Origin of the sequence: Vibrio sp. 1457 (genome assembly GCF_033340195.1) — a bacterium.
GTDB lineage: Bacteria > Pseudomonadota > Gammaproteobacteria > Enterobacterales > Vibrionaceae > Vibrio > Vibrio alginolyticus.
Map to the genome: position 1 here is coordinate 1 of NZ_JAWOWA010000027.1, position 25,087 is coordinate 25,087.

Below are 25,087 nucleotides of genomic sequence, written 5' to 3' on the forward strand. Positions count from 1 at the left end.
GCGGGGTGGAGCAGCTTGGTAGCTCGTCGGGCTCATAACCCGAAGGTCGTCGGTTCAAATCCGGCCCCCGCAACCAAATACAAGACGATAGATTGAGTACTTATTTAGTATACAATTGTTAAGTCGTCTACGGATGCGCCGCTTGATTCAACGCCTGCTTCTCGCAACCAATCACATCGCTCTTTTCATAATGCTGCGAAGCATGAATCCCCAAAAGCTAAACTTTTATCCGCATCATATGATGTCGGACGATTTCGTTTGTGTTTAAAACACGATATGAATCGGCTGACGTACAAGTATGATGAGGCTTCGCGTGTTTTATCTACTTTAATTAACAGAGTTATCCACATACGTCGTTCTGTGGATAAGTTGGTTGATAAAGTGTTTTTAGCTTGACTTTTTATGATGGGGAAGAAAGATCTTTTCTCTAAAGTGAAGTTGAAACAACAAAGAAATATCAATTAAATCTTTGTTATATAAAGAAAAAATAAGTTTTTTGTCGGATCGAGTACGTTAAAATACGATCATTAACTGGTATTTTTTTGATCCTAGTCATTTCTCCGAGCTGTGTTTAACTTTTTTCTGCTAGCTTGTTTTTCTTGAATCTCAAATTTTTTTCCACATTACAAAATTGAGAACAAGGTCATGAATTGAACATGCAAAAGTACTTTCAATCTCTTGCATATAGACTACGCTCTATGCGTCTCTCGGCAGTCCCTTCTCGACTATCCTTATTAAGCGTTGCTTTTTCGTCTCTATAGATGAATTACTCTCAGTGGGGAGTTGATTCAGTTGCTCTGTCAAAGCCCATTTAATGTGCTCATCAAGTAATTTATTTTCACCTTGCCGACTTTCCAGCGCATCTATGATTCGCTGACTATATTCTGCATTACCAAGTGCGACAGCGATGTTACGTAGCCACTGTATATGACCAATACGACGGATAGCGGAGCCTTCCATATTTTTTAGAAAAGTCGCTTCATCCCAGTTAAACATGTCGACGAGGTCAGGGTTTTTGAAACTGTCACGACGGTGGAAATCATCTTGCTCCGTTATGTCGGCGTAGCGGTTCCATGGGCAAACCAATTGACAGTCGTCACAACCATAAATGCGGTTACCCATTGGCTTTCGAAACTCTTCAGGAATCACGCCATCGAACTCGATGGTGAGATAAGAGATACAACGCCTGGCATCGACAACTTTGTCTTCAACGATGGCTTGTGTTGGACATGATGTAATGCATGCTTTGCATTTACCGCACTGATCAACGCTTGGCTCATCTACGGGTAGTGGTAAGTCGATAAGTAGTTCACCTAAAAAGAACCACGATCCACAGTCTTGATCTAAAATCAGGGAATGTTTCCCGGTCCAACCTAAGCCCGCTTTTTGGGCGAGAGGTCGCTCTAATATTGGTGCGGAATCAACGAAAGGTCGGTAACCATATTGACCAACCTCTTGTTCAATAAGTTTGCCGAGCTTATTTAGCTGCTTTCTGACGAGCTTGTGATAATCGCGCCCTAGTGCGTAGCGGCTAATATAGGCATGACTTTTATTCGCGAGGTTCGAAGCGAATTGAGCCTCTGGTGGCAGATAGTCCATCCGGACGCTGATAACACGAACGGTTCCCGGGAGTAGCTCATGGGGTCTAGCACGCATCATACCGTGACGAGCCATCCAATCCATTGAGCCGTGATAGCCTGCATCAAGCCATTTTTGTAGTGCTGCTTCATGTTCACTCAGATCAACGTCGCAGATCCCAACTTTTTGGAAGCCGAGTTCTTTTCCCCAAACTTTGATTTGTTGTGCGAGTTGTTCGTAGTTCATGTTAACCACCGGAATAAAGGGGGGCGGATCTTAACGGATCTCTGGCTTTGGTGCTACCCAGTTAGGTACGTTTTTGATGTTGTGAATACTGCTTATTGAAGTCATTTGCATATATTCTAAATCTAGGTCGATACTAAGATGATTAAGATACCGTTTATTGGATACTTTTTTCGCACATATGACATTTGAAAGCTTGTCTCTCAAAACCAACACGGTTTACTATTCCTGTTCTTTTGATTTTTATATAGTCAACGATCATTAGTTAGAGAAGCATCAATGAGCACGAAACAATTCAATTTAAAAGATGAGCATGAAACGGTTGCACTAGGCACCGCTTTGGCTCAGCTTTGTTCCCAGCAAACCACAATTTATCTGCATGGTGATTTGGGTGCAGGTAAAACAACCTTTAGTCGTGGTTTTGTCCGTGCTCTTGGTCATCAAGGTAACGTGAAAAGTCCAACTTATACTCTAGTCGAACCGTACCAGTTGGATCAGTGGCAAGTATATCACTTCGACCTTTATCGTCTTGCGGATCCTGAAGAGCTTGAGTTTATGGGTATTCGAGACTATTTCACAGACGATGCGATTTGCTTGGTTGAATGGCCTGAAAAAGGGCATGGCTTACTGCCACAACCGGATCTTGATGTAAACATTCGCTACCAAGGTGAGCAACGTGTAGCCGAACTAACAGCTAATAATGATTATGGTGTGCAGTTACTCAGTCGATTGGAGCTATGTTGAGTTTTTCAAATTTTAGAGTAGTGGCGACGTTTGTCGCCACTTTTCTCCTTCTCATCCCCAATTTAGCATTTGCTAACGTCGTTAAGAGTTTTCGAGTTTGGCCTTCACCTGATGAAACGCGTGTTGTCATCGATTTAGGCTCGGAAGCTGACTATTCCTATTTCTCTTTATCAGGGCCGGATCGCCTTGTCGTGGATTTAAAAAGCACGACGATGCAGGCCAGACTGCCTGTTACTGTTACGGATAGCCCTGTTTTAAAACTGGTACGAAAAAGCTCGCCTCCAGAGAAGGGCACTTATCGTTTGGTGTTTGAACTAAAAAAGAGCGTTCAAGCGGAATTATTTAAATTAAGCCCAACACCAGGTGGGCAGTATGGTCACCGCTTGGTGATTGATTTACCGCACGGTAAGAAGGCATCGACCTCTAAACCGAGTAAGCCAGCGGCGGCCAGCAAAGACATGAGTTCAGTTCAACGAGCTCAAGAAGTGTTAATTGTTATCGACCCTGGTCACGGTGGGGAAGACCCTGGCTCTATTGGCCCTTCACGTCGTAAGTACGAGAAAGATGCGGTATTGAGTATCTCAAGAAAAATTGCTGCTCAGCTCGATGCGACTCCTGGTATTAAAACGCGCATGACTCGTACGGGAGATTATTTTGTAAACTTAAACCGTCGTGTCGCGATTGCTCGTGAAAATGATGCGCACTTGCTGATTTCCATTCACGCAGATGCGTTTACTTCACCGAAGCCTCGCGGTGGATCGGTCTTCGTACTAAATACTCGTCGTGCAAATACCGAAATTGCTCGTTGGGTCGAGAACCATGAGAAACAGTCTGAGTTATTGGGCGGCTCGGGTAATGCGTTCTTCACGAAGACAAAAGATCGTAACGTGAACCAAACTTTGTTGGACTTGCAGTTTAGTCATTCACAAAAAGAAGGCTATAAGCTGGCAACAGAAATCCTAGGTGAGATGGGACGTGTTGCGCACCTGCATAACACCAAACCGATCAACACCAGCCTTGCGGTTTTGCGCTCTCCACAGATTCCGTCTGTGCTAGTGGAAACGGGCTTTATTTCTAACCCAACAGAAGAGCGTTTACTGTTTCAACGAGCGCACCAAGATAAGTTAGCTCAGGCTATCACTAAGGCGGTCGTCAAGTACTTAAAAGATAACCCACCAGAGGGTACGGTGTTCTCGCCTTCAGCGAAGCCAATGGTACATATTGTAAAGCGTGGCGAGTCATTATCGGTGATCGCGAACAAATATGGGCTTAGCTCTAAAGCGCTGATGTCGGCAAACAACTTGAAGTCGACAGGCTTGGCAATTGGTCAGAAGCTCAACATTCCTTCTGCTGGTACGATTAAAGTGCCAAGTAAACCGATTACTGTTGAGACAGAAACCATTACGCACAAGGTTAAGTCTGGTGAGTTCTTAGGTAAGATTGCGAATCACTATAAAGTGAAGGTTTCAGATATCCGCCGAGAGAATAACTTGAAGTCAGATACCTTGTGGGTAGGGCAAAAGTTGAAGATAACGGTCGCGGTAAAAGATAAACCGATTCGTAAGCACAAGGTTTCTCGGGGTGAGTTCCTTGGCAAAATAGCGTCCAAATACGGCGTTAGCGTATCGAGCATTCGTAAAGCGAATAACTTACGCTCTGATCAGCTAGCGGTTGGGCAAGTCCTGATCATTCCAAACAAGTAGGTGAGCTTCTAACTCATTATGACGATTAAAATTTTGCCAGCCAGACTTGCAAACCAAATCGCCGCAGGGGAAGTGGTCGAAAGACCTGCTTCTGTGATTAAAGAGCTGGTTGAAAATAGTCTTGATTCTGGCGCAACTCGAATCGATATCGATATCGAGAAAGGAGGCGCAAAGCTGATTCGTGTTCGTGATAACGGAAAAGGTATCGCGAAAGATGAACTCGGCTTAGCGCTCAGTCGTCATGCGACATCTAAGATACATACCTTAGATGATCTCGAAGCCATTATGAGTCTAGGTTTTCGCGGTGAAGCGTTAGCCAGTATTAGCTCAGTCTCGCGTTTGACGCTCACGTCGCGTCCTGCGGCACAAGAAGAAGCTTGGAGTGCTTACTCCGAAGGGCGTGATATGCAGGTGAAGCTTAAGCCAGCAGCGCACCCGATTGGCACGACTGTTGAAGTGTTGGACTTATTTTTTAATACTCCAGCGCGTCGCAAGTTTCTTCGTACGGAGAAAACCGAATTTGCTCATATTGATGAGTTATTGAAACGCATTGCGTTAAGCCGCTTTGATGTCACCATCAATGTGCGCCACAACGGCAAGATCATTCGTCAATATCGTGCGGCGAAAAATCAGCTTCAAACCGAAAAACGTATTGCAGCTGTCTGCGGTAACGCGTTTGTTCGACACATGCTCAGAATCGAGCTTGAGCATCAAGGGTTAAATCTACATGGGTGGATTACCACGCCAGAGGGAGCAAGGCAGCAAAGCGATTTACAATATTGCTATGTGAATGGCCGAATGATGCGTGACAAATTAATCAATCACGCGATTCGTCAAAGCTATGAAATGAGCTTAAAGCCAGATCAGTTTGCTGCGTATGTGCTCTTTATTGAGCTAGATCCGCACCAAGTAGATGTGAATGTTCACCCTGCTAAGCATGAAGTGCGTTTCCACCAAGCTCGTTTGGTGCATGATTTCATCTATCAAGCTCTGACGGATGCACTTTCACAAAGCGCTGTGATTGATAAACCACAGGTGAATGAATCGGCATTTCATCGCGTGGAACAGACTGAATCCGAAGAGATTGAGCATTCGCCAGAGCCTGAAAAAGTACAAGAGCCAGCATCTTCACCAGTACCAGAGCGGGTTTATCAAGCGATAGAGAGTACACCGGCTTATCCTGGACGCAGTGATTATGAAGTGAAGCCTCGTAATAGCGGTCCTAGTGAAACCTCCGTGCGAGAGGCGCGCGTAGTGGAGTCATTCAAACGTAATGATTGGGTGGAATCCAAACCTGCACCAAAGCCAAGTCACAGTAAAGAGCGCCACGTAGAACCAGCGCCAACTAAACAAGAAGTACGCGCTTATCACGAGCTGCTGAAAACGCCAGAGTTTGAGGCTCAGGCAGTCACTCCAATAGCGCCCCAAACGATAACTTCGCACACATCAATGCCATCGATTACTGCATTAGGCAAAGCGCTGATGGTGGTCGATGAACAATTTGTTTTGATGAGCAGTGACAGTGGGGCGGCGTTAGTCTCGTTACCTAGAGCAGAATTTTATCGTGTAAAAGGCCAGCTCACTCCAAGCGATGGTGCACTCAAGGCACAACCTCTGCTTGTTCCTCTATCTATTAAGTTAGAGCCCGAATTAGTGAGACTGGCCCAAGATTATCAACAAGATTTGGCATTGCTTGGTATTCAATTGAAAGCGAGAAACGAGCACGCCTTAATGGTGATGGGCGTCCCAGCTCCGCTGCGTCAACAAAACTTACAAAATTTAGTACCAGATCTGTTATCTTACGCGCAATCTTGTGTGAACGAAGGTATAGCAGCGGCTCAGATGCTGTCTGAGTTGATAGATTGGCTCGCATTACAGGTCACGACAGTGAAGAGTCACTATACTTTTTCTGAAGCCATTCAAATTATTGCGGAACTTGAACAGCTAAGACATGGTCAATTGCCATTAGAAGATACAAAATTCGTATCCGCTGTTGATTTCTCTGCCACGATAGCCAAATTAAAACCATGACAGATAAACTACCTTTGGCGCTATTTTTAATGGGGCCAACTGCATCAGGCAAAACTGAGCTGGCGATTCGTCTTCGTCAAAAATTTCCGATTGAGATCATCAGTGTTGATTCTGCTTTGATCTACAAAGGGATGGATATCGGTACGGCGAAACCGGATGAAAAAGAGTTAAGTTTGGCGCCTCATCGCTTGATAGATATTTTGGATCCAAGTGAATCTTACTCTGTCGCCGACTTTCGTCGAGATGCATTGAAAGCGATGGATGATATTGTTGCAGAAGGAAAAATTCCACTTCTTGTGGGTGGAACAATGCTGTATTACAAGGCGTTACTTGAAGGTTTATCACCACTTCCTGCTGCAAATCCTGAAATTCGTCAGCAAATTGAACAAGAGGCATTGACTAAAGGTTGGTCAGTGTTGCACGATGAACTCAAAGAGGTTGATCCTGTGTCAGCCGCGAGAATCCATCCCAATGATCCCCAACGTTTATCTCGGGCATTGGAAGTTTTTCGCATTTCAGGTAAAACTTTGACTGAATTGACTCAAACGAAAGGTGAAAGCCTACCATACCGAGTCAAGCAGTTTGCAATAGCTCCCAAGGATAGGGCAGAACTTCACCGTCGGATTGAACTCCGTTTCGAGAAGATGATGGAAGCGGGCTTTGAAGAAGAAATGAAAGCGTTATATTCGCGAAAAGATCTTCACCCCGATCTTCCTTCCATACGATGCGTCGGTTACCGACAGATGTGGGAGTATTTAGATGGGGAGTGTACACGTGACGAAGCGGTATTTCGTGGCGTATGCGCGACTCGTCAATTGGCCAAGCGTCAAATCACCTGGTTACGCAGCTGGGATGATTTAACTTGGTTGGATAGCGAGAACATTGAACAGGCATTAGAAACGATGTCGGAAGCAATAGCATCTGATTGACATAGCTGTGTATAATGTGATCGTTTTTGCGTGAACGCACTCTCAAAGGATCTGTTGTTGGCGGTTTTTATACTATGCTGCTAATTACTTAGAGTGCATTTTTGATTCGTTTAGCTCAGATGCAAAAGCCGTATCTTTTGCATTGCACCACTAGCTAAATAATTACAACTACAAATTAAATAAGGAAAATAAAAATGGCTAAGGGGCAATCTCTACAAGACCCATTTCTAAACGCGCTACGTCGTGAGCGTATCCCGGTATCTATCTACCTTGTGAATGGTATTAAACTACAAGGTCAGATCGAATCATTCGATCAATTTGTGATCCTGCTGAAGAATACTGTTAACCAAATGGTGTACAAGCACGCGATCTCAACAGTTGTGCCGGCTCGTCCAGTGAGCCATCACAGCGGTGAACGTCCACAAGGTGAGCGTCCACAAGAGAAATCTGAAGATTAATTCTTCATCGAGTATTTTTAAAATAAGGAGTTGATTGCTTGTTTGACCGTTATGAATCCGGTGAGCGAGCCGTACTTGTTCATATCAACTTCACGCAAGAAGGTGAATGGGAAGATCTGGCTGAGTTCGAAATGCTGGTTTCTTCTGCTGGGGTAGAGGCGCTACAAGTGGTAACTGGTAGTCGTCAATCCCCACACCCTAAATACTATGTCGGAGAGGGTAAGGCCCAAGAGATTGCTACAGCGGTACAATCAACGGGTGCCGAAATTGTGATTTTTAATCACGCCCTCTCTCCTGCCCAAGAACGTAACCTCGAAGCACTGTGCCAATGTCGAGTTCTCGACCGCACTGGTCTTATTCTCGATATCTTTGCTCAACGAGCTCGAACACACGAAGGTAAGCTACAGGTAGAGCTGGCTCAACTTCGTCATATCTCTACTCGTTTGATTCGTGGTTGGACACACCTTGAAAGGCAGAAAGGTGGTATCGGTTTACGTGGCCCGGGTGAAACCCAGCTGGAAACCGACCGTCGCTTATTGCGTGACAGAATCAAAGCCATCCTGCGACGCTTAGACAAAGTAGCGAAGCAGCGTGAACAAGGGCGCCGCGCCCGAAATCGAGCTGAAATCCCAACGGTTTCACTTGTGGGTTACACCAACGCGGGTAAGTCGACACTCTTCAACCGTATTACAGAAGCTGGCGTGTACGCGGCTGATCAATTATTTGCTACTTTGGACCCGACTTTACGTAAGATAGAGTTAGCAGATGTTGGTCCTGCCATCTTGGCAGACACGGTTGGTTTTATTCGACATTTGCCACACGACTTGGTTGCGGCCTTCAAGGCAACCTTGCAGGAAACGCAAGAAGCTGACATTTTGTTACATGTTGTTGATGCCAGTGATGAGCGTTTTCGTGAGAATATTCAAGCTGTTCATGAAGTACTAGAAGAGATCGACGCGCATGAAGTGCCGACTCTGGTTGTCATGAACAAAATCGACAATCTAGATTCGCAGAAACCACGTATAGAACGAGACGAGGAAGGCGTACCTCGCGCAGTTTGGGTTTCAGCAATGGATGGGTTGGGCATTGATGTCCTGTTTGAGGCTCTGACGGAACGTCTGGCGTCACAAATGGTCGAGCATCAGTTGCGAATTCCTCCACAGTATCAAGGACGATTCCGTAGTACCTTCTTCCAAATGAAGTGTATTCAACGTGAGGAATATGACCAGGATGGTAACTTGTTGATCGATATTCGAATGCAGCAAGTAGATTGGTCTAGACTTGAAAAAAGAGAAGGGGCAGTTTTGACTGGCTTTATAGTCACTTAAAGGACTGCTACAGTATAACGTCATATCAAATGATGGAGCTTTCTAATGGCGTGGAATGAGCCTGGAAATAACAACGGCAACAATGGCCGCGATAATGACCCTTGGGGTAATAATAATCGTGGTGGCCAGCGTCCTGGTGGCCGAGATCAAGGTCCGCCAGATTTAGATGAAGTGTTCAACAAACTGAGTCAAAAGCTGGGCGGCAAGTTTGGTAAAAAAGGCGGCGGTGGTTCTCCAATCGGCGGCGGTGGTGGTAGTGCAATTGGCTTTGGCGTGATTGCTCTGATTGCTGTTGCAGTTTGGTTCTTCGCTGGTTTTTACACCATCGGTGAAGCAGAGCGTGGTGTTGTACTGCGTTTAGGTAAATACGATCGTATCGTAGACCCAGGTCTTAACTGGCGTCCTCGCTTTATTGATGAGTACGAAGCGGTAAACGTACAAGCGATTCGTTCACTACGTGCATCTGGTCTAATGCTGACCAAAGATGAAAACGTTGTAACAGTTGCGATGGATGTTCAGTACCGAGTGACTGACCCATACAAATACTTGTACCGTGTAACCAATGCAGACGACAGCTTGCGTCAAGCAACGGATTCTGCACTACGTGCAGTAATTGGTGACTCATTGATGGATAGCATTCTAACCAGTGGTCGTCAGCAAATTCGTCAAACTACGCAAGAAACACTGAACCAAATCATTGATAGCTATGATATGGGTCTGGTACTTGTTGATGTGAACTTCCAGTCTGCTCGTCCACCAGAGCAAGTGAAAGATGCGTTTGATGATGCAATCGCAGCACGTGAGGATGAAGAGCGTTTCATTCGTGAAGCTGAAGCATACAAGAACGAAATCTTGCCTAAGGCAACGGGTCGTGCAGAGCGTTTGAAGAAAGAAGCACAAGGTTACAATGAGCGTGTCACTAACGAGGCTCTTGGTCAGGTAGCACAGTTCGAAAAACTATTACCAGAATACCAAGCAGCGCCTGGTGTAACGCGTGATCGTCTGTACATTGACGCAATGGAAGAGGTGTACTCAAGCACTTCGAAAGTGTTGATTGACTCGGAATCAAGCGGCAATCTTCTTTACCTTCCAATCGATAAGTTGGCGGGACAAGAGGGCAAAGCAGATACCAAACGTAAATCGAAGTCATCTTCAACCTATGATCAAATTCAACTTGAGTCTGATCGTACACAAGAAGACACTTCGAACACGCAGTCTCGTTCAACAGGTTCACGTCAAGGGAGATACTAAGAATGCGTAAGTTAATGATCCCTGTACTGGTAATCGCACTGGCATTAATGTTGATGTCTTTGTTTGTGATTCCTGAAGGTGAGCGTGGTATCGTGGTTCGATTTGGTCGTGTCTTGAAAGACAACAACGACATCACTCGAATTTACGAGCCTGGTCTGCATTTCAAGATGCCTTTGTTTGACCGTGTGAAACAACTTGATGCACGTATCCAAACAATGGATGGCCGTGCAGACCGTTTCGTAACGTCTGAGAAAAAAGACGTTATCATTGATACCTACGTGAAGTGGCGTATTGAAGATTTTGGTCGCTACTACCTCGCGACTGGCGGTGGTAACTCGCTAACGGCAGAGGCACTACTTGAGCGTAAAGTGACGGACGTGCTTCGTTCTGAAATCGGTGCTCGTGAAATCAAACAGATCGTATCTGGTCCACGTAACGATGATGTGCTACCAGAAGACGCAAGTGCCGATGTTGTCGCAACTGAAGCGGCTCGTGAGGCGCTTGAGATTGATGGTGAACGCGACCTAATCATGTCTGAAGTATTGAAAGACACGCGTGAAAGCGCAATGAAAGACTTGGGTGTTCGTGTCGTTGATTTCCGAATGAAGAAAATCAACCTGCCTGATGAAATCAGTGAGTCTATCTACCGTCGTATGCGTGCGGAGCGTGAGTCCGTTGCTCGTAAGCACCGTTCTCAAGGTCGTGAAAAAGCGGAAGTTATTCGTGCTCAAGCAGAACTAGAAGTAGCAACTATTCTAGCTGAAGCTGATAAAACTGCGCGTGTGACACGAGGTGAGGCGGATGCTGAAGCTGCGAAGATTTATGCTGAAGCATACAACAAAGACCCTGAGTTCTTTAGCTTCCTACGTTCGCTACGTGCGTATGAGAAGTCCTTCAGCTCTAAGAGCGATATTCTGGTGCTTGATCCGAAGAGTGAGTTCTTCCAATACATGAACCAGTCGAAGGGCAGCATGGAGAAATAATCTCCGCGTCTCATTGAAATAAAAGGCTCCTTAGGGAGCCTTTTTTGTATCTGATGCTAAGTGCTAGCTCATCATGATGGCGATGACGGCTCCAGCAACTACTAGGCAGCCACCGATGCGTCGTAGCTGATTGTTGGGTTGTTCACTTAATTGAGCCACCATATTCCGCCAACCGTTAGGAGCAATCAGTGGCCCAATGCCTTCCACGATCAAGACGAGCCCAATCGCCAACCATATGGATTCAGACATAGCGCTTTCCAGTCGAATAGAGAAAGCTAAATACTATCAGTGATATGCTGATTTCAAAATGAACAAAGCGGCAAGATGACATTCTGGTAGCAACTCTGTGAACAAAAAATGACTGCAAGAAGCGTGATTCGGTGCTAGAATCCATTTTTAACTAGCAATCAGACTTGGAAAGATGGGAAATAACGTAGTCGTTCTAGGCACCCAATGGGGTGACGAAGGTAAAGGTAAAATCGTAGACCTTTTAACTGAAGATGCAAAATACGTGGTACGCTACCAAGGCGGTCACAACGCAGGTCACACTCTCGTAATTGACGGTGAAAAAACCGTTCTTCACTTAATTCCATCAGGTATCCTTCGCGATAACGTAAAATGTGTTATCGGTAACGGTGTTGTACTATCACCTGAAGCTCTACTTAAAGAAATGAAGCCTCTTGAAGAGCGCGGTATTCCAGTACGCGAGCGTCTTTTCATTTCTGAAGCATGTCCGCTAATTCTTCCTTACCACGTTGCAATGGACCAAGCTCGCGAAATCGCTCGCGGTAAAAAAGCTATCGGTACTACTGGTCGTGGTATCGGTCCAGCATACGAAGATAAAGTTGCTCGTCGTGGTCTACGCGTTGGCGACCTATTCGATATGGCGACTTTCGCAGAGAAGCTAAAAGAAGTCATGGAGTTCCATAACTTCCAACTAGTTAACTTCTACAAAGCGGAACCAGTAAGCTACGAAGAAGTACTTGAGCAAGCTAAAGGCTACGCTGAACTACTAACGTCAATGGTTATCGACGTAACTGACGAACTAGACGCAGCACGTAAGCGCGGCGACAAGATCATGTTCGAAGGTGCACAAGGTACACTACTTGATATCGACCACGGTACTTACCCGTACGTAACGTCTTCTAACACGACTGCTGGTGGTGTTGCTGCAGGTTCTGGTTTTGGTCCTCGTCACATCGGTTACATCTTGGGTATCGCAAAAGCGTACTGTACTCGCGTTGGTGCTGGTCCATTCCCGACTGAACTATACGACGGTTTAGATAAGCAAGATCCAATTGGTAAGCACTTAGGTGAAGTTGGCCACGAGTTCGGTGCGACAACTGGTCGTCTACGTCGTACAGGTTGGTTCGATGCTGTTGCTATGCGTCGTGCAATCCAAATCAACTCTGTATCTGGTTTCTGTCTAACTAAACTAGACGTACTAGATGGTCTAGAAGAGCTAAAAATCTGTACTGGTTACAAGATGGAAGATGGCTCCGTGCTAGAAGTTTCTCCGATGGCTGCTGAAGCATTCGAAAAAGCAACGCCAATCTACGAAACAATGCCTGGTTGGTCTGAGAACACATTTGGTGCTAAGTCACTAGATGCTCTACCACAAGCCGCTCTTGACTACATCAAGCGTATTGAAGAGCTAACTGGCGTTCCAGTAGACATCATCTCTACAGGTCCTGACCGTAACGAAACTATCATCAAAGTTCACCCATTCGAAGCTTAATTGATAGCCGTTAAAGATTGCAAAAGCCGACCTTCTGGTCGGCTTTTTTGTATCTGAACAAAAACAGCGTGACTCTCATATGGCAAGCTTTTGCCGCTGAGCCTAAATCAGAGGCAAAAATTGTCTAAAGCTTAGCTGTTTTTTGCCGATAAGGTTATCAAGCAGAGGAGATCCTTCACCGATCTTTGGTTTCTTAGATACCTTAAGGGTACGTTTATGAAGTTACGAACAGTGGCTGCTTCACTGTTGTTGACCTTGGTTGCTACCACAGTGAAAGCCAATGTTGCTGATGTGGGGGCACCAGTTCCGATCTATACCGAAGCAGAGCTGATAAAGCTTATTGAGCAAAATAAGCACTTACAACGTGTGCGCGCTGATAACTGCCAGCTGGTGGAGGATATCGTAGCTCGTGCGACTCGAATTAACTTACCCGCTTATGAATTTCTGTACGGAGATATGTTGGCTTGGGGTGTGTGTGTCGAGCAAGATGTCGAACTGGGTCTTTACTACATCGAAAATGCAGCGCATCAGGGGTTACCAGCTGCACTAGAGCAGATTGGCCGATACTATTCGCGTGGCACTTTAGTACAGCAAGATAAAGAACGTGCAATTCCATATTTGCGAGAAGCTGCGTCAATGGGAAACCTAAACGCGCGTATTCATCTGGCCGAGTTGCTTTTACGTGATTATGGCAGTCCACTCGATTACGAAGATGCGTATCGTTGGTTATATAACTCTGTCACAGCAGATAAGCGGCAGCATAAGCGCATAACTGTATTGAGAAACGGCCTTGAACAGCGCATGCCACAAAACGTTATTGCTCGAGCTAAACGGCGAGACACCTTTTGGTAACGCTTCAATATTGCAAACAACTTCATACAACAAAGCCCACGTCACGTGGGCTTTGTTGTTTTCCCGATAGTTGGTAGCGCTTAAACCACTTTGTGTGGACCGAAGCATTCGTAATGGAATTGCTCTTCTGGTACGCCAAGTTCTAATAGCTGTTTCGCTACGTGCTGCATAAATCCTACAGGACCACAGAAGTATACCTGCACGTTATCTTGCTTTAATGCAGCTTCAATTTCATACAGATTGACAAAGCCCGTGAAGTGGAAGTCTTCGCCTAGCTTGTCTTCTGCCGTTGGTTGGTTATACCAAACGAGCGCGTTCATATTTTCTTTTTCTGCAACGAGTTGGTTTACGTGTTGCTTGAAAGCATGCTGTTGGCCATTTTCTGTTGCATGAACCCAAGTTACAGGTGCTTGATGTGCTGAGAGACTTTCTAGCATTGACAGCGTTGGAGTAAGTCCCACACCAGCAGAAATTAGAACAACGGGTGTTTGTGGTTCGGCATCCATAAAGAAATCACCGGCAGGGGCCGCAAGCTGCACTTTTTCGCCAATGTTCAGGCTATCGTGCAGGTAGTTCGACACTTTTCCGCCTTCTTCACGTTTTACTGAGATACGGTAGGTGTTCTCTTGGACCGCAGAAGACAGGCTATATTGGCGAATTTCTTGGTTTTCTAACTGGTCACTGTTGATGTAGATGCCAAGGTATTGTCCCGGTTTATACGGCGCCACTTTTTGGCCATCGGTTGGCTTGAACACAAAGCTGCAAATGTGTTCGCTCTCAATCTTTTTATCGACTAATTCAAATTCGCGTAGACCGCGCCAGCCGCCTTCCAAAGCTTCATTTTGTTGGTAAATTTGTTCTTCGCGCTGAATAAATACATTCGCAAGTACGCCGTAAGCCTCAGCCCAAGCATCCAACACTTCTTGACCTGGATTAAAAAGCTCATCGATTGTAGCAAGTAAATGCTTACCAACGATTTGGTACTGATCTTCTGTGATCAAAAAGCTCGTGTGCTTATGCGCAATTTTCTCTACTGCGCCAAGCAGAGCTGGCAAATTTTCAATATTGGCAGCATAGGCACAGATAGCGTTGAATAATGCTTCACGCTGATCGCCGTTACGCTGGTTACTCATGTTAAAAATATCTTTCAACTCAGGGTTATGAGTAAACATACGCTCGTAAAAGTGCGCGGTCAGTTTTGGTCCTGTTTCGGCGATGAGTGGTGCGGTCGCTTTGACGATCTCGATAGTTTGATTGCTGAGCATAAGGGCTTCCTACTTTAAGTTGTATTTATAATGCATGTTTGAAGTTGTATCTCAAATGTATCTTTCGATCAAGAAAAGATTTACACTTTTATCGATAGCTCAAGTTTGGGGTTTTAGCATCACCAGTGGGTTATTGAGTCGCACTTTGGGAGAGAATATGCAGTTAACTAGTTTCACTGATTATGCGTTGAGAACCTTAATTTTCTTGGCTTCGTTGCCGGAAGATGAGTTAACCAGCATTACCGAAGTGACGGATTTATTTGGTGTGTCGCGCAACCATATGGTTAAAGTTATCAATCGGTTAGGGCAGTTGGGTTATGTCCATACCGTGCGCGGAAAAAACGGTGGTATCCGGCTGATGAAGCCAGCGTCTGAAATCACAGTCGGTGGTGTTGTGCGCGATTTAGAGCCGTTAGATTTAGTCAACTGTGGTGTGGATTTTTGCCATATTACCCCTGCTTGCCGCCTCAAAGATAAATTGGCGAAAGCAAAAAGTGCCTTTCTGGCGGAGTTGGATGACTGCACGATTGAATCCTTGCTCAGTGACAATTCTGAACTTTTGATCTTGCTGGCTCGTCCTTAACTCATTTGCATGCCTAGAGTCGATCTCGATCATTCTTTTTTCAAAGCAATTCTGTAGCTTATCGAGAGACTCAGATATACTAGCCATATACCTTCCTTGCTAGATAGGCGTGCCTATGTCAGACAATATTCCAAACGATCCTTTTGCAGATCGTGAATCCAAAAATTACGAAAATCCAATTCCAAGCCGAGAGTTTATCATCGAGTTTCTAGAGCAAGCGGGCGTTCCAATGAATCGTAACGACTTGTTTGAGGCACTAAAGCTTGAGGGCGAAGAGCAATACGAAGGGTTGCGTCGTCGGCTACGTGCGATGGAGCGAGATGGCCAACTGGTGTTTACCCGCCGTCAGTGCTATGCATTGCCTGAAAAACTTGAAATGGTGAAAGGTTACGTGATTGGTCATCGTGATGGCCATGGTTGGGTACGTCCAGAAGGCAGCGTCGGCAAGGATGATGATATTCTGTTACCGCACCATCAGATGAAGAACATCATCCACGGTGATTTTGTCTTAGTGCAACCGACAGACAACAGCAAGCGCGGCCGCCGTGAAGGACGTTTGGTGCGTGTGCTAGAGGAGCGCAATGATCAAATCGTTGGTCGTTTCTTCCTTGAATATGGATACTCCTATGTTGTCCCAGATGACTCGCGTATCAGCCAAGATATCCTGATCCCAAATGAGCACAAAGCGGGTGCACGCATGGGTAACGTAGTCGTAATTGAAATTACTGATCGTGGCTCACGCTCACGCGGCATGATGGGTAAAGTGGTTGAAGTCCTTGGTGAAAACATGGCACCAGGTATGGAAACACAAATTGCGATTCGTACACACCAAATCCCTCACGAATGGCCAGAAGCCGTCGATAAACAAATCGAAAACTTAGGCGAAGAAGTACCAGAAGAAGCGAAAGTTGGTCGTGTGGATCTACGTGATTTGCCACTAGTGACCATTGACGGCGAAGACGCACGAGACTTTGATGATGCCGTTTACTGTGAAAAGAACAAAGAAGGTGGTTGGCGTTTATGGGTAGCGATTGCTGACGTCAGTTACTACGTTCGTCCTGACTCTGCGTTGGACAAAGAAGCGATAAATCGTGGTAACTCAGTATATTTCCCGTCGCAAGTTGTGCCGATGTTGCCAGAAGTACTATCGAACGGCCTATGTTCGCTCAACCCGCAAGTAGATCGCTTGTGTATGGTGTGCGAAATGACCATTTCCGATACAGGTAAGCTGTCTGGTTACAAGCATTACGAGGCGGTGATGAACTCGCACGCTCGTCTCACATATAGCAAAGTGAGCGCGATTCTAGAAGGGGATGAAGAACTACGTGAGCGCTACCAGCCGCTTGTTTCTCATCTAGAAGAGTTGCACAAGATGTACAAAGTGCTGAAAGAAGCACGAGATCAACGCGGTGCAATCGAATTTGAAACCGTTGAAACCAAATTTATTTTCAATGCGGAACGTAAAATCGAAAGCATTGAGCCAGTAATTCGTAATGACGCGCATAAGATCATCGAAGAATGTATGATTTTAGCCAACATTGCTTCGGCATCGCTGGTAGAAAAAGCGAAAGAGCCCGCGCTTTATCGTATCCACGAATCTCCAGGTGAATTACGCCTGCAAGGTTTCCGTGACTTCTTAAGTGAACTTGGTCTTGAGCTAAAAGGTGGTTTAGAGCCTTCACCAACGGACTATGCTGATCTCGCACGTCAAATCTCCGGGCGTCAAGATCAAGAGTTGATTCAGACCATGCTGCTACGCTCAATGAAGCAAGCGGTATACAACGCAGATAACGCGGGGCACTTTGGGTTGGCATTGAAACGCTATGCGCACTTTACGTCGCCAATTCGTCGTTACCCTGACTTGTTACTTCACCGTGCAATCAAGTATCTGATTGCTAAAGAAGAAGGTCGTAATCAAGATCGCTGGACACCAACAGGTGGCTATCATTACTCGTTTGACGACATGGATTTTTACGGCGAACAATGTTCGATGACAGAGCGCCGTGCTGATGATGCAACACGTGATGTTGCGGATTGGCTGAAGTGTGAATATATGCAAGACCACGTCGGTGACGAACTAGACGGTGTTATTGCTAATGTCACTAGCTTTGGCTTCTTTGTACGTTTAACGGATTTGCACATCGATGGTTTGGTACATATTTCTACCCTTGCGAACGACTACTATCAATTTGACCCGATTGGTCAACGACTTATTGGTGAAAGTTTCGGTAACATCTACCGCTTAGGTGATGCAGTAAAAGTAAAAGTACTGGCTGTTAACCTCGATGATAAGCAAATTGACTTTGAATTGGTCGAAACAAGTCGTAAGCTACGCGGCGAAGGTAAGACTGCGAAGAAACGCGCAGCGGAAGCAAAACGCAAAGCGAAAGATAAAAAACGCGCTGCGACTCGCTCTTCATCGAAAGAAGGTGGCGCGGCTCGTGCAGTTCCTGCGATAGAGCCAACTAAACGCCCAGAAGAAACGGGCGCAACGAGTAAGCGTAATGGCCCAAAACGTAGTGACGCCGAAGGCAACGAGAAGCCTAAAGTGAAAAAAGCACGTAAAAAGAAGCCGCACAGTAAGCCGAAGAAAACTAAGCGCACTAAAAAAGAAGCGCAGTAGGTTGAAGCGCCAACTTAGTTCAAACTCGGTTGGCGCAGGCAATACGACCAGAACAACAGGTTAAACAATGAGTAACGAATTTATCTACGGCATTCACGCAGTGAAGGCGGTATTGGAGCGCGAACCAGAGCGTTTTATCGAGGCGTACGTTTTAAAAGGTCGTCAAGATGATCGCCTAATGCCAATCCTAAATGATCTTCAGGTTTGTGGTGTTTCTATTCAGCAGATGACACGTAAAACCTTGGATGACAAAGCGCGCGGTGCAAATCACCAAGGCATCATCGCTCGTGTGAAACCAGCGAAGCAGCTGAATGAGAACGATATAGATGACATCCTGGCGCAGCACGAATCACCACTGCTATTAGTGTTAGACGGAGTGACCGATCCACATAATCTTGGTGCGTGTTTACGTAACGCAGATGCGGCAGGTGCTGCGGCGATCATCGTACCGAAAGATCGTTCTGCGCCAATGAATGCGACGGTAAGTAAAGTCGCTTGTGGTGCAGCTGAAGTCGTGCCATTGATCCGAGTGACTAACTTGGCTCGTACTATGCGTACATTGCAAGAGAAAGGCATCTGGTTTGTTGGTACTGCGGGTGAAGCAACGCACGACATCTACCAAGCCAAACTGACTGGCCCCCTTGCTATCGTAATGGGGGCAGAAGGTGACGGTATGCGTCGTCTAACTCGTGAAACCTGCGACGATTTGATTAAGATCCCAATGGCTGGTAGCGTTTCAAGCTTGAACGTATCTGTGGCATCCGGCATCTGTTTGTTTGAGGCAGTTCGTCAGCGTATTGCTGCAAAGTAACGACGAAACAAACAGTTACTGTAGAATCAGACATAATGATAAAAACAAAGGATGGGGTGCCATCCTTTGTCGTTTTCACCGATTTATAAATAAAAATCCTCAGGGAAGTTATGACTCAACAAGACATTAAATTCATCGCCTTCGATCTAGATGGTACTTTGCTTGATAGCGTGCCCGATCTAGCTGTCGCGGCAGACCAAGCAGTACAGGCGCTTGGCTTTCCATCGGTTTCAGAAGAACAAGTTCGTGATTACGTGGGTAACGGCGCAGACGTGCTTATTGGTCGCTCATTAAGCCAAAGCCTGACCATCAACCCGGAGCTGAGTGAAGAGCTTCGTGCTAAAGCGCGTGTATTGTTTGATGATTACTACGAGCAAAGCGGTCACAAGCTAAGTCATCTTTACCCAACGGTAAAAGAGACACTAGCAGAGCTGCACAAAGCGGGCTTTGTTATGGCGTTGGTGACCAACAAACCTTCAAAGTTTGTGCCTGACATTTTGGAAAAGCACGACATCGCAAAATACTTCGTTGATGTCCTTGGCGGTGATGCATTCCCAGAGAAAAAACCAAACCCAGTAGCATTGAACTGGTTGATGGAAAAGCACCAAATCCAACCAAGTGAAATGCTGATGGTTGGCGACTCGAAAAACGACATTCTCGCAGCAAAGAATGCAGGCTGTGCCTCATTTGGTCTGACATATGGTTACAACCACGGTGAACCTATTTCAGCATCAAATCCAGATTTCGTCGCTGACAGTTTGGCAGAATTATTGGACGTTGTAGCGGTTTCTGCATAACGGCTACAAAAGAGCTTCCAAAATACTCGTTAATGAGTACACTGAGTAAACCGTGCACCTATTACTGCACGGTTTTTTTCATTTAATTAGATTAAGAAGTCAAAGGAATCATTCTAATGAGCAAACCCATTGTATTGAGTGGTGTTCAACCTTCAGGTGAACTAAGTATCGGTAACTACTTGGGTGCTCTACGTCAATGGCAGCAGATGCAAGACGATTATGATTGCCAATATTGTGTGGTAGACCTTCACGCGATTACGGTTCGTCAGGACCCTAAAGCGCTGCATGAAGCAACTCTAGACGCACTGGCAATTTGTCTGGCAGTTGGTGTTGACCCGAAGAAGAGCACGCTATTTGTTCAGTCACATGTACCAGAGCATGCTCAATTAGGTTGGCTTCTTAACTGTTACACTCAAATGGGTGAGCTGAGCCGTATGACTCAGTTTAAAGACAAATCGGCACGTTACGCGAATGACGTAAACGTCGGTCTATTTGACTACCCGGTGTTGATGGCTGCTGACATTTTGCTTTACGGTGCGCACCAAGTACCTGTAGGCAGTGACCAGAAGCAACATCTAGAATTAGCGCGTGATATCGCAACGCGTTTCAACAATATTTACTCGCCAGAGCAGCCAATCTTCCAAGTTCCAGAGCCTTACATTCCGACAGTAAATGCGCGTGTAATGAGCCTTCAAGACGCAACGAAGAAGATGTCTAAATCTGATGACAACCGTAAGAACGTTATCACGCTGCTGGAAGAGCCTAAGTCGATCCTTAAGAAGATCAACAAAGCGCAAACCGATACCGAAACGCCACCAAGTATCCGTCATGATATCGAGAACAAGGCGGGCATTGCTAACCTAATGGGTCTGTACTCTGCGGCGACAGGCATGAGCTTCGAAGAGATTGAAGCGAAGTACCAAGGCGTAGAAATGTATGGCCCATTTAAGAAAGATGTTGGTGAGGCAGTTGTAGCAATGCTTGAGCCAATTCAAGCAGAATATCACCGTATTCGCGCTGATCGTGCTTACATGGACGAGGTAATGCAGCAAGGCGCTGAGAAAGCCTCGGCACGAGCGGCTGAAACGCTTAAGAAAGCATACGAAGCAGTAGGTTTTGTAGCTCGCCCATAGTCGCTAAGAACGAATACGAAAAAGCTCCACTTTGGTGGAGCTTTTTTATGCCTGTATTACTGAAATGGCGTGTCTTTCATACAGCGTTCCATGTCGTAATATTCAACACGTCCTCGAGCCCCTAGAAAGGCAGACTTCACAACCATGCCTCTATCAATGAAGTAACTAAGCTGTACGCATGATATATCGTAGCTGAGTTCTTTAATTCTCGCTGGAATCCAGTAGGTTCCTGGCGTTCTTAGACGCTGAGTAAAGGTAATAACACCCTCGTCACTGACTTCTAGCTCTTCAATACCATCCAGTTCATTTTTGGCTGATTCGATGATGTCTTGATTCGCCGTAGGTTGAAGTGGCTCACTGGCGGTCAACTGACACCCCGCTATCAAGCCAAGTAGGGAGAGAGCTAGCACACTGCGTTGAATTTTTTTCATTTGTCGTTCCTGGGTTTACTGCTAATGAGATCTTATTGTCTCGCGCAGGTGTTATATCTTTTGTGTATGTTTTTGGCTAGTGAGTAATGAAAAGTTATTGAATAAATCATGAAAACTTTGAAGTATGAGGGGCCTGTATAAGAGAGAACGAAGCGAGTAATAGATTCTTGGGCTTGAACAGTGATGCAAGTGAAAATTAAAGCATTCTAAATTAGTGACTAATTATATTTTTTATTTGTAACGGAACGGTTGGGTTAATAAGCAACTCAACAAGTGATGTATTTTCTACTCCTTAACATGAAGTGAAAAAGTAAACTGAGTAATCAATCTAAATTCTGACTTGTTTATCAATAGCGCTCTGTATTTATTACAAAAAATGTTTGAATGGGATGCTCTGGCATATTTTCTTATATTCACATGTGATTCATTTCACGGCTTTAATTACTCATTCTTATTTATTTCATAAATAAACCTGATAGTAGACGCAAATGGCAGGCTCTAACCAGAGCTAAGTTTGCATTTACATAAATATCAGGTATGACAATGGACACGTTAATCAACCCCTCAATACTCGCATTAACCATCGCCAGTGCACTTAGTGCAAACGCGAACGCAGAGATTATTATTTCCCAATACGTAGAAGGCGGCGCTTATAATAAAGCGGTAGAGATCGCTAATACGGGTGATACTGCGGTGACACTCACTGGCTACGAGTTGGCGAAATCATCAAACGGTGGTGGTACTTGGGGCAGCACATTCGACCTTAGCCAAGTGACGATACAAGCTAACCAAGTGTATGTACTGGCGCATGGTGACGCGAGCGATGCCATCAAAGCTGTCGCCGATATCACAGATAAAAGCGTTGCGAACTTTAACGGTGACGACCCGATCGCACTGCTTAAAGATGGTGAAGTGCACGACATCATCGGTATGATGGGTGACGTAGATTTTGGTAAAGACACCACATTAGTTCGTAACAGTGATGCACTAACCCCTTCTGCTACTTATGATGCATCTCAGTGGACGGCATTTGAGAAAGACAACATTGACGGCCTTGGTGAGCTAAATGCGACTGAGCCACCAGCACCATTCGCTTGTGAAGTCGACGGTCAGCAACCTAACTTCACTGCCATCCAAGATATTCAAGGTGAAGGCGATACGTCTCCATTCATTGATGGTTACCCATACATTACTGACGAAGATCATTTCGTAACTGGTGTCGTGACTGCTGTTACCACTGGCCTAACCAAAGGTTTCTACCTACAAGCATTAGAAAGCGACAACAACGACAAGACCTCAGAAGGCTTGTTCATTCATACCGACGCGGCGGACACGGCGCTGAAAGCTGGTGATGTTGTTTGTGTGAAAGGTAAAGTTCAAGAGTATTACAGCAATACTCAGCTTGCTTCTGATGCTAACAGCTATGTGAAAACAGGCACCTCTGAAACCCCTCGAGTTACCGATCTTGTTATCAAAGAAGGTGAGACACTACGTGATGCGCTTGAGCGTCATGAAGGGATGCAAGTTGAGTTAACCTCGGCAAGTGACTTGTTTGTAACTCGAAACTTCTCTTACGACTACGATTCACGTCGTAACAATATGATGCTCTCTCATGAAGCGCCATTGTTAAAGCCGACTCAATTACACGCGGCAGAGAGCGATGCAGCCGTTGAGCTAGCAAAAGACAACGCAGCGAACCGCGTATACTTAGAATCAGATGGCAAAGCACCAAACGGACAAATCCCATACTACCCAGATTTTGCTAAAGATGCAGACCAAGATGGCTCTTCAGAGCAGCACATTCGCCTTGGTTCTCGAGTAGAAGGTCTTCAGGGTGTCGTGGCTTACAGCTACAACGAATACCGCCTGATTGCGACCAATGAAGTCGATAACACCAACTTTGTGACTTCAGGTGAAGGCTTCGATGTGGCTCGTAAAGATGCCCCAGCGATTGCGGACTCAGATTTGCGTATTGCAAGCTTCAACGTACTGAACTACTTCAACTCCGTGGCTGACAGTGGTCATGAAAACCCAACCGGACAAAACCGCGGTGCGACTAATCTAGACGAATTCCTGATCCAGCAAGCGAAAATCGTTGCGGCGATGAACAAGATGGACGCAGACGTTATTGGTTTGATGGAAGTGGAAAACAACGGCTTTGGTGATGGCAGTGCTATCCAAAACTTAGTTGATGCCCTAAATGCTGAGATTGATGACGCTGAAGATCATTACACGTATGTCGAAATCGAAGAGCAAGACAAATACCAAGACGAATACTTTGGCAGTGATGCGATCATGGTGGCGATTTTATATCGTGCTAACGCAGTAACGCCAAAAGACGCTGCAAAAGTGATCATCACGCCAGAGCAGCACATTGCAGAAAACACAATTACTCGTAAAGAGGGCACAGAAAGTAACCCTGCTTACGATAAGTACCAACGCCACAGTCTACTTCAGACCTTCACGGTGAAAGAGACGGGTGAAGATTTGTCTATTGTCGTAAACCACTTTAAGTCGAAAGGCTCTGAGTGTATTGAAGAGTGGATTGCCGGTGTAGAAGATTCTGAGCCAGCGGATCTGCAAGGCAACTGTAACAACTTCCGCGTTTCTGCTGCGCACGCAGTGGGTGAAGCGTTGAAAGAGGTGAAAGGCGATGTATTGCTCATGGGCGACCTCAATGCTTATGGCATGGAAGACCCACTTCTGACACTGACTGATTACTCGAAAGAGAAATACGGCCGTGACATTTATACTGCTGCTTACACAACCATTGGTGATGGTGAACTTCAAGTAGAGAAGACCAAAATTGAAAAAGGTTACGGTCTGCACAATTTAAACACGTTGCTGCACGGCACTGATACGTTTTCTTACACCTATTCGGGCGAGCTGGGTAATTTGGACCACGCATTGGCAAGCAGTAGCCTAGCGCAAAAAGTGGTAGCAATTGAAGATTGGCACATCAACTCACTAGAGAGTAACTTGTTCGAATACAGCAGCAAGTACACAGGTGATATGCCGAAGTACAAAGATGCGTTCTCTGCCTCTGACCACGATCCAGTGATCATCGCGATTGATTTACCAGATGATGACATCGATTTACCGAAAGCAGGTGACAACTTAGCCGTCGATGTCCGTTTACCACCAACGGCGGTTGTGGGCGATATTGTTACGGTGAACTTAACGCCATCCACACAAGCGGCTGCGGCAAGCAGCGATACGAAAGCTTACTCGGCTAGTCAAACTTTAGTTCAAGCTGATATTGATGCGCGTAGCGTGAATATTGAGTTTGAACAAACGCCAGAGCAAGGTAATTATCAGTTAGAAGAGAAAGTGACTGACTCGACAGGTAATATCGTGAAGTTTAGCTCTGTTCGTGATGTTTCAATGACGCAAACTGAAGCTGGAACAGAAGGGTCGAAGGATTCAGATGGTGGTTCGTTTGGTTTTGGTGCTCTATTTGCGCTGCTAGGTCTCGGCTTATTCCGTCGTCGCCGCTAAGCGAATTTACTTCCTGACAAACAGTTCCTAAATAGCTGTAAAGACCAAAGGCCAGCCTATGCTGGCCTTTTTATTCAGAAAAAATATAGAAATGGATAATCATATTGA

At 45.6% G+C, this 25,087-nt stretch carries 20 protein-coding genes; 16 read left to right on the forward strand and 4 right to left on the reverse strand.

All coding sequences use genetic code 11. The annotated features are described in order from the left end of the window. Positions 1-696: 696 nt before the first annotated feature. Positions 697-1,824: a tRNA epoxyqueuosine(34) reductase QueG gene (gene queG / locus R7Z41_RS20415; protein ID WP_005381370.1), complete on the reverse strand. Its 1,128-nt coding sequence runs from the start codon at positions 1,822-1,824 to the stop codon at positions 697-699. A 276-nt stretch (positions 1,825-2,100) separates the two neighbouring features. Between queG and tsaE the strand changes: the two genes are divergently transcribed. From tsaE to hflC, 8 genes are all read left to right on the forward strand, one after another. Next, positions 2,101-2,565 carry a tRNA (adenosine(37)-N6)-threonylcarbamoyltransferase complex ATPase subunit type 1 TsaE gene (tsaE, locus tag R7Z41_RS20420; RefSeq protein WP_005381372.1) on the forward strand — a complete coding sequence of 155 codons (465 nt, stop codon included), beginning with the start codon at positions 2,101-2,103 and terminating at the stop codon, positions 2,563-2,565. Beyond that, positions 2,559-4,268, forward strand: coding sequence for an N-acetylmuramoyl-L-alanine amidase (locus R7Z41_RS20425; RefSeq protein WP_025768796.1), 1,710 nt, complete (start codon positions 2,559-2,561; stop codon positions 4,266-4,268). Before tsaE ends, R7Z41_RS20425 begins: the two co-directional genes overlap by 7 nt. 18 nt (positions 4,269-4,286) lie before the next feature. Further along, positions 4,287-6,299 (forward strand): DNA mismatch repair endonuclease MutL, encoded by a 2,013-nt coding sequence (gene mutL, locus R7Z41_RS20430; protein WP_225478165.1) that lies wholly within the window; start codon positions 4,287-4,289, stop codon positions 6,297-6,299. Next, positions 6,296-7,228 (forward strand): tRNA (adenosine(37)-N6)-dimethylallyltransferase MiaA, encoded by a 933-nt coding sequence (gene miaA / locus R7Z41_RS20435; RefSeq protein WP_047103958.1) that lies wholly within the window; start codon positions 6,296-6,298, stop codon positions 7,226-7,228. The genes mutL and miaA overlap by 4 nt, the downstream gene beginning before the upstream one ends. A 194-nt stretch (positions 7,229-7,422) precedes the next feature. Then, complete coding sequence (gene hfq, locus R7Z41_RS20440) at positions 7,423-7,686, forward strand: RNA chaperone Hfq (RefSeq protein WP_005381379.1); 264 nt, start codon at positions 7,423-7,425, stop codon at positions 7,684-7,686. A gap of 38 nt (positions 7,687-7,724) precedes the next feature. After that, complete coding sequence (hflX, locus tag R7Z41_RS20445; protein ID WP_005381380.1) at positions 7,725-9,014, forward strand: ribosome rescue GTPase HflX; 1,290 nt, start codon at positions 7,725-7,727, stop codon at positions 9,012-9,014. Between the two features lie 45 nt (positions 9,015-9,059). After that, the gene (gene hflK, locus R7Z41_RS20450) at positions 9,060-10,265 is read left to right on the forward strand and encodes an FtsH protease activity modulator HflK (protein ID WP_017633728.1); all 1,206 of its coding nucleotides are present in this window, start codon (positions 9,060-9,062) and stop codon (positions 10,263-10,265) included. A 2-nt stretch (positions 10,266-10,267) separates the two neighbouring features. Then, entirely contained in the window at positions 10,268-11,248 is a 981-nt protein-coding gene (gene hflC, locus R7Z41_RS20455; RefSeq protein ID WP_005381382.1) for a protease modulator HflC, read from the forward strand. 63 nt (positions 11,249-11,311) lie between these two features. Here hflC and R7Z41_RS20460 read toward each other — a convergent pair whose 3' ends face one another. After that, positions 11,312-11,497, reverse strand: coding sequence for a DUF2065 domain-containing protein (locus tag R7Z41_RS20460; RefSeq protein ID WP_005381383.1), 186 nt, complete (start codon positions 11,495-11,497; stop codon positions 11,312-11,314). A 172-nt stretch (positions 11,498-11,669) separates the two neighbouring features. Between R7Z41_RS20460 and R7Z41_RS20465 the strand changes: the two genes are divergently transcribed. Next, entirely contained in the window at positions 11,670-12,986 is a 1,317-nt protein-coding gene (locus R7Z41_RS20465; RefSeq protein WP_005381385.1) for an adenylosuccinate synthase, read from the forward strand. A gap of 216 nt (positions 12,987-13,202) precedes the next feature. Next, entirely contained in the window at positions 13,203-13,838 is a 636-nt protein-coding gene (motX, locus tag R7Z41_RS20470) for a flagellar protein MotX (protein ID WP_005381388.1), read from the forward strand. A gap of 80 nt (positions 13,839-13,918) precedes the next feature. Here the strand turns inward: motX and hmpA are convergent, their stop codons facing one another. Beyond that, on the reverse strand, positions 13,919-15,103 hold the full coding sequence (gene hmpA, locus R7Z41_RS20475) for an NO-inducible flavohemoprotein (protein WP_005381390.1): 1,185 nt from the start codon (positions 15,101-15,103) through the stop codon (positions 13,919-13,921). Between the two features lie 157 nt (positions 15,104-15,260). Between hmpA and nsrR the strand changes: the two genes are divergently transcribed. The 5 genes from nsrR (at position 15,261) to trpS (ending at position 21,050) form a co-directional block, all read left to right on the forward strand. Continuing rightward, the gene (gene nsrR, locus R7Z41_RS20480) at positions 15,261-15,686 is read left to right on the forward strand and encodes a nitric oxide-sensing transcriptional repressor NsrR (RefSeq protein WP_005381392.1); all 426 of its coding nucleotides are present in this window, start codon (positions 15,261-15,263) and stop codon (positions 15,684-15,686) included. Positions 15,687-15,801: 115 nt separating this feature from the next. Further along, positions 15,802-18,309 carry a ribonuclease R gene (gene rnr / locus R7Z41_RS20485; RefSeq protein WP_206971033.1) on the forward strand — a complete coding sequence of 836 codons (2,508 nt, stop codon included), beginning with the start codon at positions 15,802-15,804 and terminating at the stop codon, positions 18,307-18,309. Between the two features lie 67 nt (positions 18,310-18,376). Next, the gene (rlmB, locus tag R7Z41_RS20490) at positions 18,377-19,120 is read left to right on the forward strand and encodes a 23S rRNA (guanosine(2251)-2'-O)-methyltransferase RlmB (RefSeq protein ID WP_005381395.1); all 744 of its coding nucleotides are present in this window, start codon (positions 18,377-18,379) and stop codon (positions 19,118-19,120) included. A gap of 110 nt (positions 19,121-19,230) precedes the next feature. After that, positions 19,231-19,917, forward strand: a complete 687-nt coding sequence (locus tag R7Z41_RS20495) for a phosphoglycolate phosphatase (protein ID WP_206225436.1) — start codon at positions 19,231-19,233, stop codon at positions 19,915-19,917. Between the two features lie 116 nt (positions 19,918-20,033). Then, on the forward strand, positions 20,034-21,050 hold the full coding sequence (trpS, locus tag R7Z41_RS20500; RefSeq protein ID WP_005381398.1) for a tryptophan--tRNA ligase: 1,017 nt from the start codon (positions 20,034-20,036) through the stop codon (positions 21,048-21,050). Between the two features lie 56 nt (positions 21,051-21,106). On the opposite strand, the gene R7Z41_RS20505 is transcribed toward trpS, so the two are convergent. Then, entirely contained in the window at positions 21,107-21,481 is a 375-nt protein-coding gene (locus R7Z41_RS20505) for a hypothetical protein (protein WP_005381401.1), read from the reverse strand. A gap of 543 nt (positions 21,482-22,024) precedes the next feature. Between R7Z41_RS20505 and R7Z41_RS20510 the strand changes: the two genes are divergently transcribed. Further along, positions 22,025-24,979, forward strand: a complete 2,955-nt coding sequence (locus R7Z41_RS20510) for an ExeM/NucH family extracellular endonuclease (protein WP_225478166.1) — start codon at positions 22,025-22,027, stop codon at positions 24,977-24,979. Positions 24,980-25,087: the final 108 nt, after the last annotated feature.